This window comes from Variovorax sp. UMC13 (genome assembly GCF_014170375.1).
In the GTDB taxonomy this organism is placed as follows: Bacteria; Pseudomonadota; Gammaproteobacteria; order Burkholderiales; family Burkholderiaceae_C; genus Variovorax.
Window position 1 is genome coordinate 22,930 of record NZ_LZZW01000031.1, and the last position, 13,295, is coordinate 36,224.

Annotated in this window: 13 protein-coding genes; 9 read left to right on the forward strand and 4 right to left on the reverse strand. The window is 66.2% G+C overall.

Annotation, left to right across the window (positions count from 1 at the left end):
- Positions 1–52: 52 nt before the first annotated feature.
- From A9977_RS25090 to A9977_RS25100, 3 genes are all read right to left on the reverse strand, one after another.
- Positions 53–2,929 (reverse strand): 2-oxoglutarate dehydrogenase E1 component, encoded by a 2,877-nt coding sequence (locus A9977_RS25090; RefSeq protein ID WP_183027580.1) that lies wholly within the window; start codon positions 2,927–2,929, stop codon positions 53–55.
- A gap of 167 nt (positions 2,930–3,096) precedes the next feature.
- On the reverse strand, positions 3,097–5,004 hold the full coding sequence (locus tag A9977_RS25095) for a propionate--CoA ligase (RefSeq protein WP_183027581.1): 1,908 nt from the start codon (positions 5,002–5,004) through the stop codon (positions 3,097–3,099).
- A gap of 102 nt (positions 5,005–5,106) precedes the next feature.
- A complete protein-coding gene (locus tag A9977_RS25100) occupies positions 5,107–5,712 on the reverse strand; it encodes an isochorismatase family protein (RefSeq protein ID WP_183027582.1) in 606 nt (201 codons plus the stop codon).
- A 102-nt stretch (positions 5,713–5,814) separates the two neighbouring features.
- Between A9977_RS25100 and A9977_RS25105 the strand changes: the two genes are divergently transcribed.
- The gene (locus A9977_RS25105) at positions 5,815–6,582 is read left to right on the forward strand and encodes an alpha/beta fold hydrolase (RefSeq protein ID WP_183027583.1); all 768 of its coding nucleotides are present in this window, start codon (positions 5,815–5,817) and stop codon (positions 6,580–6,582) included.
- Between the two features lie 9 nt (positions 6,583–6,591).
- Here A9977_RS25105 and A9977_RS25110 read toward each other — a convergent pair whose 3' ends face one another.
- Positions 6,592–7,719, reverse strand: coding sequence for a PQQ-dependent sugar dehydrogenase (locus tag A9977_RS25110; RefSeq protein WP_183027584.1), 1,128 nt, complete (start codon positions 7,717–7,719; stop codon positions 6,592–6,594).
- A 201-nt stretch (positions 7,720–7,920) separates the two neighbouring features.
- On the opposite strand from A9977_RS25110, the gene A9977_RS25115 reads away from it, so the two are divergent.
- The 8 genes from A9977_RS25115 (at position 7,921) to A9977_RS25150 (ending at position 13,082) form a co-directional block, all read left to right on the forward strand.
- A complete protein-coding gene (locus tag A9977_RS25115; RefSeq protein ID WP_183027585.1) occupies positions 7,921–8,481 on the forward strand; it encodes a C40 family peptidase in 561 nt (186 codons plus the stop codon).
- A gap of 232 nt (positions 8,482–8,713) precedes the next feature.
- A complete protein-coding gene (locus A9977_RS25120; RefSeq protein WP_043371948.1) occupies positions 8,714–9,928 on the forward strand; it encodes a site-specific integrase in 1,215 nt (404 codons plus the stop codon).
- A 75-nt stretch (positions 9,929–10,003) separates the two neighbouring features.
- Positions 10,004–10,366: a type II toxin-antitoxin system RelE/ParE family toxin gene (locus A9977_RS25125; RefSeq protein WP_043371950.1), complete on the forward strand. Its 363-nt coding sequence runs from the start codon at positions 10,004–10,006 to the stop codon at positions 10,364–10,366.
- Positions 10,366–10,686, forward strand: coding sequence for a helix-turn-helix domain-containing protein (locus A9977_RS25130; RefSeq protein WP_043371951.1), 321 nt, complete (start codon positions 10,366–10,368; stop codon positions 10,684–10,686). Before A9977_RS25125 ends, A9977_RS25130 begins: the two co-directional genes overlap by 1 nt.
- Positions 10,687–10,801: 115 nt before the next feature.
- Entirely contained in the window at positions 10,802–11,089 is a 288-nt protein-coding gene (locus A9977_RS34450; protein WP_310936192.1) for a hypothetical protein, read from the forward strand.
- A gap of 296 nt (positions 11,090–11,385) precedes the next feature.
- The gene (locus A9977_RS25140; RefSeq protein ID WP_043371954.1) at positions 11,386–11,658 is read left to right on the forward strand and encodes a metal/formaldehyde-sensitive transcriptional repressor; all 273 of its coding nucleotides are present in this window, start codon (positions 11,386–11,388) and stop codon (positions 11,656–11,658) included.
- 37 nt (positions 11,659–11,695) lie between these two features.
- On the forward strand, positions 11,696–12,676 hold the full coding sequence (gene dmeF / locus A9977_RS25145) for a CDF family Co(II)/Ni(II) efflux transporter DmeF (RefSeq protein WP_043371956.1): 981 nt from the start codon (positions 11,696–11,698) through the stop codon (positions 12,674–12,676).
- Positions 12,677–12,728: 52 nt separating this feature from the next.
- Positions 12,729–13,082, forward strand: coding sequence for a hypothetical protein (locus A9977_RS25150; RefSeq protein ID WP_051962158.1), 354 nt, complete (start codon positions 12,729–12,731; stop codon positions 13,080–13,082).
- The last annotated feature ends 213 nt before the right edge of the window (positions 13,083–13,295 follow it).

The following is a 13,295-nucleotide window of genomic DNA, read 5'->3' on the forward strand; positions in this document are numbered from 1 at the left end:
TGGAGAGTGCTCCGACTTGTACTTTTTGTGGGATGGATAGGAAGGAGCGCGCTCACTTCGTGAGGACAAAACCCTTGAGCTTGCCGAACGCGCCTTCGACCAGGGCCTTCTGCTGCTCCTGGTGCAGGTGCGAGTAGCCGACCGCGGGCGACGCCGAGGCGGCACGGCCCGAGTAGCCGAGCTTCTGGCCGTCGGCCATGTTCTCGTGGATGTAGTGTTGCACGAAGAACCAGGCGCCCTGGTTCTGCGGCTCGTCCTGGCACCAGACCACGTCGACCAGGTTCGGGTACTTCTTGATCTCGGCCGCGAAGGCCTTGTGCGGGAAGGGATAGAGCTGTTCGACGCGGATGATGGCCGTGTCGTCCTGGCCGCGTTCCTCGCGCTTCTTCACCAGGTCGTAGTAGACCTTGCCCGAGCAGGCCACGAGGCGCTTGACCTTGTCGGCCTTGAGTTCCTTGTGGTCGGGGATGACCGTCTGGAACGCGCCCTTGGTGAACTCGGAGATCGGCGAGGTCGCGTCCTTGTTGCGCAGCAGCGACTTGGGCGTGAGGATGATCAGCGGCTTGCGCAGGTTGCGCACCATCTGGCGACGCAGGATGTGGAAGATCTGGCTGGCCGTGGTCGGCTGCACCACCTGCATGTTGGTGTCGGCCGACAGCTGCATGAAGCGCTCCAGGCGCGCCGAGCTGTGCTCGGGGCCCTGGCCTTCGTAGCCGTGCGGCAGCATCAGCGTCAGGCCGTTGATGCGGCCCCACTTCACTTCGCCCGAGGCGATGAACTGGTCGATCACGACCTGCGCGCCGTTGACGAAGTCGCCGAACTGGGCTTCCCAGATCACCAGCGTGTTCGGGTCGTTCGAGGCGTAGCCGTATTCGAAGGCCAGCACGGCTTCTTCGGACAGGATCGAGTCGATGACCACGAACGGGGCCTGGTTGTCGGCCACGTTCTGCAGCGGCGTGTAGGTGCCGGTGTCGAACTTCTCGCGGTTCTGGTCGTGCAGCACGGCGTGGCGGTGCGTGAACGTGCCGCGGCCCGAGTCTTCGCCCGACAGGCGCACCGGGTAGCCGCTGGCCACCAGCGAGGCGTAGGCCATGTGCTCACCCATGCCCCAGTCGACGTTGACGTCGCCGCGGCCCATGGCGGCGCGGTCGTCCAGCACCTTCTTCACCAGCGGATGCACGGTGAAGCCTTCGGGCACGAAGGTCACGCGTTCGGCCAGGCGCTTCCATTCCGAGGTCGGGATGGCGGTGTCGCCAGCGTCGGTCCACTTCTTGTTGAGGAAGGGACTCCAGTCGACCGCGTACTTGCTCTTGAAGTTGGTCAGCACCGGGTCCGAGGTGTTCTTGCCGGCATCGAAGGCGGCGCGCTGCGCCTTGACCATGTCGTCGCCCAGCGTATCACCCAGGCCTTGCGCGGCCAGCTTGTCGGCGTACAGCTTGCGCGTGCCGGGGTGGGCCGCGATCTTCTTGTACATCAGCGGCTGGGTCAGCGAAGGCGTGTCCTGCTCGTTGTGGCCCAGCTTGCGGAAGCAGATGATGTCGACCACCACGTCCTTCTGGAATTCCATGCGGAACTCGAGCGCGAGCTGGGTGGCGAGCACCACGGCTTCGGGATCGTCGCCGTTCACGTGCAGCACCGGGGCCTCGATCATCTTGACGATGTCCGAGCAGTACAGCGTCGAGCGGCTGTCGCGCGGGTCGCTGGTGGTGAAGCCGATCTGGTTGTTGATCACGATGTGCACCGTGCCGCCCGTGGAATAGCCACGGGTTTCGGCCAGCGCCAGCGTTTCCATCACGACGCCCTGGCCGGCGAAGGCCGCGTCACCGTGAACGATGATCGGCAGCACCTGCTTGCCCAGCGGATCGCCGCGGCGGTCCATGCGGGCGCGCACCGAGCCTTCGACCACCGGGTTCACGATCTCGAGGTGGGAGGGGTTGAACGCCAGGCTCAGGTGCACCGGGCCGCCGCGCGTGGTCACGTCGGAGCTGAACCCCTGGTGGTACTTGACGTCGCCACTGGGCAGGTCTTCGGGCGCGGTGTGGTCGAACTCGGCGAACAGGTCGGCGGGCATCTTGCCCAGCGAGTTGACCAGCACGTTGAGGCGGCCGCGGTGGGCCATGCCGATCACGATTTCCTGCACGCCCTTGGCGCCGGCTTCCTGGATCAGCTCGTCCATCGCCACGATGAAGCTCTCGCCGCCTTCGAGCGAGAAGCGCTTCTGGCCGACGTACTTGGTGTGCAGGAAGCGCTCGAGGCCTTCGGCGGCCGTCAGGCGCTCGAGCACGTGCTTCTTCTGCTCGCCGTTGAGCTTGGGGTTGGTCCGGGCGCTCTCGAGCTTCTGCTGCCACCAGCGCTTGTGGTTCTGGTCGGTGGTGTACATGTACTCGGCGCCGATGGTGCCGCAGTACGTTTCGTTGAGCGCGTTGAGCAGGTCGCGCAAGGACATGGTGTCCTTGCCGAAGAAGGTGTTGCTGGTGTTGAACACCGTCTCGAGGTCGGCATCACGCAGGCCGTAGAACGAGGGCTCGAGTTCGGGAATCGCGGGGCGCTCGGTGCGCTTGAGCGGATCGAGGTCGGCCCAGCGGGCGCCGACATTGCGGTAGGCGGCGATCAGCTGCTGGACGGCGGTGCGCTGGCGGCCCAGCTCGGAATCGGCGCCGCTGGCATGCACGACCTTGGTCGTGCCCTGCTTGGCGCGCTCGGCGAAGGCGTTGATGACGGGCTGGTGCGCCACGTCGCGGGCGCTGCTGCCATCGGCGGCCGGCACATGCTGCAGCGCGTCGAAGTAGGAGCGCCAGTTGTCGGGCACGCTGCCGGGGTTGGCGAGGTAGTTTTCGTACATCTCCTCGACATAGGGCGCGTTGCCGCCGAAGAGGTAGGTGTTGCCTTGATAGGCTTGGTAGACGTTGGACGTCGAGGAATCGCTCATATTCCGCTGACTTTCGCTTCCCTGAAGGAAGCATTAGCTGGTTTAAGAAACCTTCCGCTACACGGCTGAACCGATTGGCGGATGCGACTGTGGCTAGGGAAGGGCCTGAGTACCTTGGCATTGTGCCACGTCAGCCTCGTGACAGCCGTGGCCGCCGAGCAACCCTTCTAGGGGCGCAGCAGTTGACGGATGCGCTGCAACGTGGCGGGATCGTCGATGGTCGTGAGGTCGCCCGCATCGCGCCCCTCGCAAACGGCCTGGATCGCGCGCCGCAGCAGCTTGCCGCTGCGCGTCTTGGGCAGGCCGGTCACGAAGTGCACACGCGCCGGCCGGGCCAGAGCGCCAAGCTGCTCGGCCACGCGCTGCATGATCTGCCCTTCGAGGGCCAGCGCGCCCGCGCCGTCGACGCCATCCGCATTGCGCGGCACCACGAAGGCGACCGCCACCTGGCCCTTGAGCGCGTCGGCCACGCCGACCACCGCCACCTCGGCCACGTTGCCATGGCCCGAGATCGCCTCCTCGATCTCGCGCGTGCCGAGCCGGTGGCCCGCGACGTTGATCACGTCGTCGGTGCGACCGAGGATGAAGAAATAGCCGTCGGCGTCGCGGATGCCCCAGTCGAAGGTCGAATAGACCATTTTCCCGGGCACGGTCTTCCAGTAGGTGTTGACGAAGCGCGCGTCGTCGCGCCAGATGGTCTGCATGAAGCCGGGCGGCGTCGGCCCCTCGATCACGACCACGCCCTTCTCATTGGGCGTGGTCAGTTCCTCGCCGGTCGACTCGTCGAGGATCTTCACCCGCCAGCCGTACATGGGCACGCCCGGGCTGCCCAGCTTGCCGGGCTTCTTCTCGACGCCGTTGGCGATGGTGATGATCGGCCAGCCGGATTCGGTCTGCCAGTAGTTGTCGATGATCGGCACGCCCAGGCCCTCGCCGATCCAACGGCCGGTGGGCTCGTCGAGCGGCTCGCCGGCCAGGAACAGCGCGCGCAGGCTCGACAGGTCGTATTTCTTGAGCAGCGCCGGATCCTGCTTCTTGAGCACGCGCACCGCGGTCGGCGCGCTGAACATCACCGTCACCTTGTACTTCTCGACCAGCTGCCACCAGATCCCGCCGTCGGGCTGGCGGTCCAGGCCCTGGGTGGGCAGGCCTTCGTAGAGGATGGTGGCCATGCCCGCGATCAGCGGGCCGTAGACGATGTAGCTGTGGCCCACCACCCAGCCGATGTCGCTGGTGCAGAAGTAGGTCTCGCCCGCCCGGGCATCGAAGATGTGCGGCATGCTGGCCGCCAGCGCGACCGCGTAGCCGCCGGTGTCGCGCTGCACGCCCTTGGGCTTGCCGGTGGTGCCGCTGGTGTAGATGGTGTAGCTGATCTCGGTCGACTCGAGCCAGGCGCAGGGCACGAGCGCGTCGCGGTGCTGCGTTGCCAGGTCACGCATCAGGTGGTCGCGGCCGGCCACCAGATCCATGGCGGCCAGGCCGCGGTCGGCCAGCAGCACGGCCGCGGGCTTGTGCTTCGACAGCCGGATCGCCTCGTCGAGCAGCGGCTTGTACGCCAGCACCTTGCCGCCGCGCGAGCCCGCGTCGGCGCTCACGATCACGGTCGGCTCGGCGTCCTCGATGCGCGAGGCCAGCGAGCCGCTGGCGAAGCCGCCGAAGACCACGCAATGGACCGCGCCGATGCGCGCGCAGGCCAGCATCGCGAAGGTGGCCTCGGCGATCATGGGCATGTAGATCAGCACGCGGTCGCCGCGCTTGACACCCAGCGCCAGCAGGCTGGCCGCGGTGCGCTGCACCTCGGCGTGCAGCTCGCGGAAGCTGTAGCTGCGCTCCAGGCCGGTCTCGGTCGAGACGCAGATCAGCGCGGGCTGGTCGCCGCGCGCGTCGAGGTGGCGGTCGATCGCGTTGTGGCACAGGTTGGTGGTGCCGCCCACGAACCAGCGCGCGAAGGGCGGACGGCTCGCATCGAGGATCTGTTCCGGCGGGGTCTGCCAGTCGATCAGCCGCGCCTGCTCGGCCCAGAAGGCCTCGCTGTCGTCGACGGACCGGCGATAGAAGTCGCTGTACGAACGCATGTCGGTATGTCTCCTGAGACGCCCCGCTTATGGTGCGGGGCTGAATTCATCATGGTTCGGCGGGCTTTCGGCAGCCTGACACCCGCCCGCCCTGCCCCCCGCTCAGCGGATCAGCGCCTGATAGTCGCGGAAGGCCGGATGCTCGGCCGTGCGCAGCCATTCGAAGCCCACCATCTCGGTGGTCACGAGCTCGGCGCCGGCGCCGGCCAGCCGGTCGAAGGCCGCGTCGCGGTTGCGCTCGGTGCGCGAACTGCAGGCATCGGTCACGACCCAGACCTCGAACTCGTCCTCGAGCAGGTCGAGCGCGGTCTGCAAGAGGCACACGTGCGCCTCGCAGCCGGCGATCACGATGGTGTTGCGCTCTTCCTGGGCGCCGCCCGCGGGCTTCTGCAGGTGCTTGGGCAGGCTGCGCGCGTTGCCTTGCGGCGGCTTGGCCGGCGGCCGCAGCCATTCGCCCAGGCCCTCCTCCACGCCGCTGAAGTGCATCTTGGCCAGCGTGCGCTGGCACAGCGCGCGGATCTCGGGCAGGTTCTCGCCCAGCTTGGACGGGTTCTGCTCGGTGCCGAACACCGGCACCTCGAGCAACTGCGCGATCTTGCCCAGGCGCACCGCATTGGCGGCCGTGGCATCGGCCTCGAAGATCGCGGGCATCAGGCGCGCCTGGTAGTCGACCAGCACGAGTTGGGAAAGGGAGACGTCGAGCAGCATGGGGAATCCTTCGGAAAAACAGGACGGGCGACTTCGGCCCGTGCAGCGCAGAATTAGACCGTATCGCGGGGGGTGTCGACAGACCCCCCCGCTCCATCCTCCATGAAGCGCTTCCGCCCGCTCGCCACGATCCTCGCCCTCGGCCTGCTGGCCGGTTGCGCCAGCCTGCGCTCGGCCGATGCGCCGCTCTACACCCTGAGCGACCCCAGCAGCTGCGCGCTGCGCCCCGACACGCTGCTCGTGCTGCTGCCCGGCGTGTACTCGCACCCCGACGAGTTCCAGCGCGAGGGCTTCGTGCGCGCGGTGCAGGACCAGCGGCTCGCGGTCGACGTGCTGCGCGTCGATGCGCACCTGGGCTATTACGAGAAAGGCACCTTCGTCGAACGCCTGCGGCAGGACGTGATCGCGCCGGCGAGGGCCCGCGGCTACCGCGCGATCTGGCTCGTCGGCATCTCGCTGGGGGGCTTCGGCGGACTGGTCTATGCCCAGGAGCGGCCCGGCGAGATCGCCGGCCTGGTGGCGCTCGCGCCCTACCTGGGCGAGCCGGCGGTGGCCGAGGAGGTGGCGAAGGCCGGCGGCCTGCGCCAATGGCAGCCGGCGCCGGTGCCACCGGGCAACGACCGCCTGCGGCGCGAAACGGCCTTGTGGACGGCGCTCCAGGGCTACGCATCGCCCGCGACGAATGCGATGCCGCCGCTGTGGCTGGGTTATGGCCGGGCCGACCGCTTCGCGGCCCCCGACGGCCTGCTGGCCGCGGTGCTGCCGGCCGACCATGTGCGCACCACCGAGGGTGGCCACGACTGGGCGCCGTGGCGCCGGCTCTGGACCGCGCTGCTGCCGGCCCTGCCGCTGCCGCGCTGCGCCCCCTGAGCCCGCGGCTCAGCGCGGCCGCAGGCGCAGCAGCTTGCCGTCGGCCTCGTCGGTCAGCACATAGAGCCAGCCATCGGGGCCCTGGCGCACGTCGCGGATGCGCGCCCGGCCCTCCTCCAGCAGCTTGTGCTCGGCCACCACCTTGCCGTCCTTGAGCTCGATGCGGTCGAGGTAGCCGAACTTGAGCGAGCCGACGAACAGGTTGCCCTTCCACGCCGCGCCGTAACGGTCGCTGGTGAGGAAGGCCATGCCCGAGGGCGCGATCGAGGGCACCCAGTAGTGCAGCGGCTGCTCCATGCCTTCCTTGGCCGTCAGGCCGTCGCCGATCTTGCCGCCACCGTAGTTCTCGCCGTAGGTGATCACGGGCCAGCCGTGGTTCCGGCCGGCCTGCGGCACGTTGATCTCGTCGCCGCCCTGCGGGCCGTGCTCGTGCATCCAGAAGCGGCCGTCGGGCGCCAGCGTGGCGCCCTGGCCGTTGCGGTGGCCGTAGCTCCAGATCTCGGGCAGCGCGCCCGCGCGGCTCACGAAGGGGTTGTCGCGCGGCACCATGCCGTCCTTCTGGATCCGGACCACCTTGCCCAGGTGGTTGTCCAGTTTCTGCGCGTCCTCCTTGCGGCTGAAGCGGTCGCCCAGCGTGACGAACAGCGTGCCGTCGCGGGCCTCGACGATGCGGCAGCCGAAATGCGCGCTGCTCGCCACCTTGGGCCGCTGGCTGAAGATCACCTTCGTGCCCTCGAGCCGGGCGCCGTCGGCCGACAGCTGCGCGCGCGCCACCGCCGTGCTGTTGGCCGAGCCGCCGACTTCGGGCTCGGAGAAGCAGAAATAGACCGTTCGGTTGCCGGCGAAGCCGCTGTCGGTCACCACGTCGAGCAGGCCGCCCTGCCCGCCGGCCGCGATGGCGGGCATCCCGGCCAGCGGCGCGCCGACCTGGCCGTCCGCGCCGACCACGCGCATCCGCCCGGCCTTTTCGGTGACCAGGAAGCGCCCCTCGGGCAGGAAGGCCACGGCCCAGGGGTTCTGCAGCCCGGCGGCCACACGCTCGGCCCGGACCTCGGACTGGGCCTGGGCCCCGGTGGCGCCCAGCGCCAGCAGGCAGAACAGCAGGCCCAGGGCCGGGATTTTTTGCTTCGGATGCATCAGGGACTCCTTGGGGCGCTGCACGAAAATACGAAAACCTTCGAGGTACTGCCGACCGCACAAGGGCCGCCGGAGCGTCCATCGTTACATCTTTGTCGGTCAAAAAAGCCGAAAACCCCAATCGCCACAGCCATTTGCATGCAGAATCGCGACTTCGTCTGAATTTGACGGCGCATGCTGTCATCCCCATCCTACGAGCCCATGCGAATTCCACTCCTACTCGCCTCCCTCCTGTTGGCCAGTGCGGCCCACGCCGCCCCACCGCAGGACCGCTCGGACGACATGGAGCGCATGCTGACGGACAGGGGCCTGATGGGCCACATCCAGCACGTCAGCCAGACGGTCGTCGACCGCACCTCCGACCTGGTGGTCACGGCCGTAGGCTTCCTGGGCGTGCCCTACCGCCGCGGCGGCAACTCGGCCGAGACCGGCTTCGACTGCAGCGGCTTCGTGCGCGCGATGTACAACCAGACCGTCGGCCACCTGCTGCCGCGCCGCGCCGAGGAACAGGCCGCCGCCACCGAGAAGATCGACCGCAGCGAACTCAAGCCCGGCGACCTGGTGTTCTTCAACACCATGCGCCGCGCCTTCAGCCATGTGGGCATCTATGTCGGCGAAGGCAAGTTCATCCATTCGCCGCGCAGCGGCGCCCAGGTCCGGGTCGAGGACATGAACGGCAGCTACTGGCAACGCCGCTTCGACGGCGCCCGCCGGGTCCAGGAAGCGCAGACCGAAACCACGGCGGCCATTTCCGGCAAGTAAGGCCGGCGACCCCTCCGCTCTCCCATGAAGGAACCCGCCGCTGGCGGGTTTTTTCATTTCACCATGACTCCAGCACCGAACTTCGCTGGACTACGCCGAAGCCCGATACAGCAGGTTTATCAATAACTTAGGCGAGTTCAACATATGCCGGTGCTTTCCGAAACCTGACCCGGCTTCCCCTCTGCTGGCCCCTATGAGGCTCCTGGGAAACGGGTCTTTCCGAGGAGTCATCATGGCGAAAACCAAGCTCACCAAGACCGCTGTTGAGGCGGCGCAACCCCAGGCTCAGGCCGTCGAACTCCGGGACACGCTGGTGCCCGGCTTCCTGTGCAAGATTACACCAGCCGGCCGCAAGGTGTTCATGCTCCAGTACCGCACGAACGCCGGTGAGCGGCGCAAGCCCGCCCTGGGCCTGTTCGGGGAACTGACCGTCGAGCAAGCCCGCTCGCTGGCGCAGGAGTGGCTGGCGCAGGTGCGCCGGGGCAGCGACCCGGCCGCCGACAAGGCAGCGGCGCGCAAGGCCCCCACGGTCAAGGAGTTGTGCGAGAAGTTCATGGAGGATCACTCCAAGCAGCGCAACAAGCCCAGCACGCAGGACGGCTACCAAGGCGTCATCGACCGCAACATCATCCCGATGCTGGGTCGCATGAAGGTGCAGGACGTGAAGCGCCCAGATGTGGCCGGAACGATGAAGAAGATGGCGCACAAGCCGGCCGAGGCGAACCGCACATTCAGCGTGATGCGCAAGATGTTCAACTTGGCCGAGGTGTGGGGCTACCGGCCTGACGGCACCAATCCGTGCCGCCATGTCCCGACCTACCCCGATGGCAAGGCCACGCACCTCATCAGCGATGAGGAAATGGGCAAGCTGTTCCGGCATCTCGATTTTCTGGAAACCGACGGGCTGGGCCTAGACCATGCGGTTCTTCCGCTGGCGATCCGGCTGCAATTCGAGTTTGCGGCCCGCCGCTCGGAGATCGTCACGCTGCAGTGGGATTGGGTGGACTTGGAGAACAGGCGTGTGGTCTGGCCCGACAGCAAGACTGGCGGCATGTCCAAGCCCTTGAGCGATGAAGCCTGCCGGCTGCTGTCCACCGCACCGCGCCAGGATGGCTGCCCGCATGTGTTCCCGTCCCCCAACCATCCGGGACAGCATATGACCACGGGCGAGTATTACGGTGGCTGGACGCGCATCCTCAAGCGCGCTGGCGTGACCCATGTGGGTACGCACGGCGTTCGGCACCGCTCGGCCACCGACATTGCTAACTCGGGCATCCCGGTCAAGGTGGGAATGGCGCTGACGGCGCACAAGACCGTGGCCATGTTCATGCGCTACGTCCACACCGAGGATGCGCCGGTGCGCGCAGCGGCCGAGCTGGTGGCAAACCGGCGCCAGGCCATCGCAGGAACTCGACGCAGCGCGCCGGCCGAGGCAGCGACCGCCTGAACAGCTAGCCCGAATTGTTGTACCGCTGAAACGACAATTCGGGCTCTTGCGATCTATACCTGAACGGATATAATCATGGAGCAGAAACGAAAGCTGCTGTACTGGGAAGGCTCCTCGAAAAAGGACTTCAAGGACTTTCCCATCGACGTGCAGAAGGACATGGGCGTGGCGCTGTTCATCGTCCAGTTGGGCAGTACGCCGGATTCGGCCAAGCCTTGGAAGGGGCTGGGCTCTGGCGTGTACGAACTTGTGGAAGACCACCGGGGCGATACCTTCCGGGCGGTTTACACCGTGAAGGTGGGCGATGCGGTGCATGTGCTGCATGCGTTCCAGAAGAAGTCCAAGTCCGGCATCGCCACGCCGCAGCCGGACGTGGAGTTGATCGAGAAGCGGCTGAAAGCAGTGCTCGCCCGTCACGGGGCGAGCGGGAGAAAGTGATGATTCGCAATGAGCATCCCCAAGGCACCGACAACGTGCTGATGGATCTAGGCTTTGACGATGCCGAGGAACTGACGGCCAAGGCCGCGCTTGCGCTCAAGCTCAATACCTTGATCGACCAGCGCGGTCTGAGCCAGACCGAGGCGGCGGCGATCACGGGCATGACCCAGCCCAAGGTGTCGCAGGTGCGCCGCTACAAGCTCCAGAACATCTCGCTGGAGCGGCTGATGCAGGCGCTGGTGTCGCTGGATCAGCAGGTCAAGATCGTGGTGCAGCCTGCACGGCGGGCGCATGCGCCGGGGATTCTGGTGGCGGGCTGAGATTCATTTTTTGAGTTGGCCAACTTCCCCAACATTGAGTGGAGCCTGTGCGGCGATGCAGTCAAGCCGGGCCAATGGAGCGCAGATGAGAAGAAGCAGGCCCCATGGTGAAGCAATGGCCGAGCTGTACCGCAGCGATCCGGCTCTGGCGCTGGAGGTCATCCAAGGCATCGAAGCGGACAGCGATCACGCCGAACTGCCAAGCGTGCTGCAGCAGGTAGCGCAAGCTCTCGGTGGAATGGAGAGCAGCCCGATCATTGAATCCCTGCGGGGTGAACTGGTTGCGCTGTGCGCGGGAGGCGCTGTCAGCCGGGAGGTGGTGCAGGCATTTGATGCCCTGCTGGCGCAGGATGGAGTTGGAGATTGTCGTATCGCTGATACGACAATTGCTCACGCCCCTTGAGTCCATTCGCCAGACACTGTCTGGCGAATTTCCTTCCAGGTCTTCGGGGCTGGCAACCACATCCCCGGCGTTGGCAATTTCCCAGACAGTGTCTCGGAAATTCGATCTGTTCCTGCCAAGCGGAGTCAGAAAACAGTGATGACTGAATGAGCCTCAGGGCGTGCCGGCACGCAGTGCCGCCAGACGCTAATTGCCTTGAAGCCCATCCGCCTGGTCATGTTTTGACCAAACCCCGTCTCAGCGGTGAGCATGGTCAATGTAATATAGCCCCCTAGGCTATATTGACTGACCTCGCCATGTCCCACACTTCCCGAGAAAAAGCCAAGCTGATCGCGCGCGTGCGCCGCATCAAGGGTCAGCTTGAAGGCATCGAGCGCGCCCTGGAAGCAGATGCAGCCTGTGTCGAGGTGCTGCGCCAGATCGCGTCCGTGCGTGGCGCGGTCAACGGCCTGACTGCGGAGGTGATGGAAGACCATCTGCGCGAGCACGTCATCGCGCCATCGACCGACAAGGAACGCCACCAGGGCGGCGAGGAAATGATCGAAGTCATTCGGGCCTACATGAAATGACCTTGTTGCCCGCGCCTCTCATTGCAGAAATTCAGCCATGAATCTCCACGCCCCCACCACGCCCGCACACGACCATTTCTTCCTCGGCGCTAACCACCAGCGCAACGAGAGCAAGGTATGGCTGGTGATTGCGCTCACGGCCAGCATGATGCTGGTAGAAATCGTTGCGGGCACCGTCTATGGCTCGATGGCGTTGGTGGCGGACGGCTGGCACATGTCCACCCATGCGGGTGCGATGCTGATCACCGCGCTGGCCTACCGTTTCGCGCGCCGGCATGCCGGCAATCCGCGTTTCACCTTCGGCACGGGCAAGCTCGGAGACTTGGCGGGATTTGCCAGCGCGGTGGTGCTGGCCCTGATCGCCTTGCTGATTGGCTGGGAAAGCCTGGTGCGCCTGACCCAGCCAATCCAGATCGACTTCAACCAGGCGATCGCCGTGGCCGTCGTGGGGCTGCTCATCAACCTGGTCTGCGCCTGGCTGCTGAAGGATGACCACGCGCACCATGCCCATCACGGTCATGCGCATGGGCATGGGCATGGGCATGGGCATCACCACGATCACGACGACGATCACCATGCGCCGGGCAAGGGACGGGACAACAACCTGCGTGCGGCCTATGTGCATGTGCTGGCCGATGCCCTGACCTCCATCCTGGCCATCGTCGCGCTGCTGCTGGGCCGCAGCTATGGCTGGCTCTGGGCCGATCCGCTCATGGGCGTGATTGGCGCGCTGGTGATTGCCCGCTGGTCATGGGGGCTGATCCAGGACTCCGGCAGCGTGCTGCTGGACGCCGCCGCCGAGGGGCAGGAAGTGCGGCAGGAGATTCGGGAGGCGATGGAGCCCACCGGAAGCCATGTCACCGATCTGCATGTCTGGCAGGTGGGGCCGGGACATTTCGCGGCCATCGTTTCGTTGATGGCCAGGGAACCGAAGGAGCCCGTGCACTACAAGGCGCTGCTGGCGCATATCCACGAGCTGTCGCATGTCACGGTCGAGGTGCAGCGGGCCACCACATGACGATGCACCTCCCCCTCAATCATTCTGGCATTCATTGGCAAACTAGAATCGCATGATGCGCCGCAAGTTCGCCCTTGCCCTGATGTTACTCTCCATGCTGTGGCAGTCCCTTGCCATAGGAGGGCAAGCTGCGGCATTCGCGGATGTTCACGAAGTGGCGCATATGGCGATGCACTCGCTGAGCGAGGCGCACCACCACCATGACGATGGCTCGGTCGTCCAGGACGACTCCGACGAGTCCCGGCAGCATGTCGTTGCCGATGGCGGCGTGAGCAGCCCCTTCCTATGGGCTGTCACATCCTTCTCGCTCATTCCCACCGGTTCCGCGCGTCCGCCCATGATGGACGAATGGCCACTGCCGCCGCCTGTGCTCGACGGCCCGCGAAGACCCCCCCGGCTGTCCTGACCTTCTGAAAACTCCTCCCCCCGCTGCGCTCCCCGCGCGGCCGGGCTGTTTTCAAGCCGGCGATTCCCTCATCTCTTTGCCCGCCCGCGCATGTCCATGTGGGCAGGCATCGCGTGCCTGTGGATCGCCATCGAATGAGTCAGGACTTTCGTGAAACCCGTTCCTTGGTTCGTGGCCTGCGCCATCGCAGGCTGTGCGGCTGTGGGGGGCGCC

Bases quoted from the DNA above. Each gene is read 5' to 3' on its own strand.
- A9977_RS25090 (WP_183027580.1), bottom strand. From the start codon at position 2,929: ATGAGCGATTCCTCGACGTCCAACGTCTACCAAGCCTATCAAGGCAAC.
- A9977_RS25095 (WP_183027581.1), bottom strand. From the start codon at position 5,004: ATGCGTTCGTACAGCGACTTCTATCGCCGGTCCGTCGACGACAGCGAG.
- A9977_RS25100 (WP_183027582.1), bottom strand. From the start codon at position 5,712: ATGCTGCTCGACGTCTCCCTTTCCCAACTCGTGCTGGTCGACTACCAG.
- A9977_RS25105 (WP_183027583.1), top strand. From the start codon at position 5,815: ATGAAGCGCTTCCGCCCGCTCGCCACGATCCTCGCCCTCGGCCTGCTG.
- A9977_RS25110 (WP_183027584.1), bottom strand. From the start codon at position 7,719: ATGCATCCGAAGCAAAAAATCCCGGCCCTGGGCCTGCTGTTCTGCCTG.
- A9977_RS25115 (WP_183027585.1), top strand. From the start codon at position 7,921: ATGCGAATTCCACTCCTACTCGCCTCCCTCCTGTTGGCCAGTGCGGCC.
- A9977_RS25120 (WP_043371948.1), top strand. From the start codon at position 8,714: ATGGCGAAAACCAAGCTCACCAAGACCGCTGTTGAGGCGGCGCAACCC.
- A9977_RS25125 (WP_043371950.1), top strand. From the start codon at position 10,004: ATGGAGCAGAAACGAAAGCTGCTGTACTGGGAAGGCTCCTCGAAAAAG.
- A9977_RS25130 (WP_043371951.1), top strand. From the start codon at position 10,366: ATGATTCGCAATGAGCATCCCCAAGGCACCGACAACGTGCTGATGGAT.
- A9977_RS34450 (WP_310936192.1), top strand. From the start codon at position 10,802: ATGGCCGAGCTGTACCGCAGCGATCCGGCTCTGGCGCTGGAGGTCATC.
- A9977_RS25140 (WP_043371954.1), top strand. From the start codon at position 11,386: ATGTCCCACACTTCCCGAGAAAAAGCCAAGCTGATCGCGCGCGTGCGC.
- dmeF (WP_043371956.1), top strand. From the start codon at position 11,696: ATGAATCTCCACGCCCCCACCACGCCCGCACACGACCATTTCTTCCTC.
- A9977_RS25150 (WP_051962158.1), top strand. From the start codon at position 12,729: ATGATGCGCCGCAAGTTCGCCCTTGCCCTGATGTTACTCTCCATGCTG.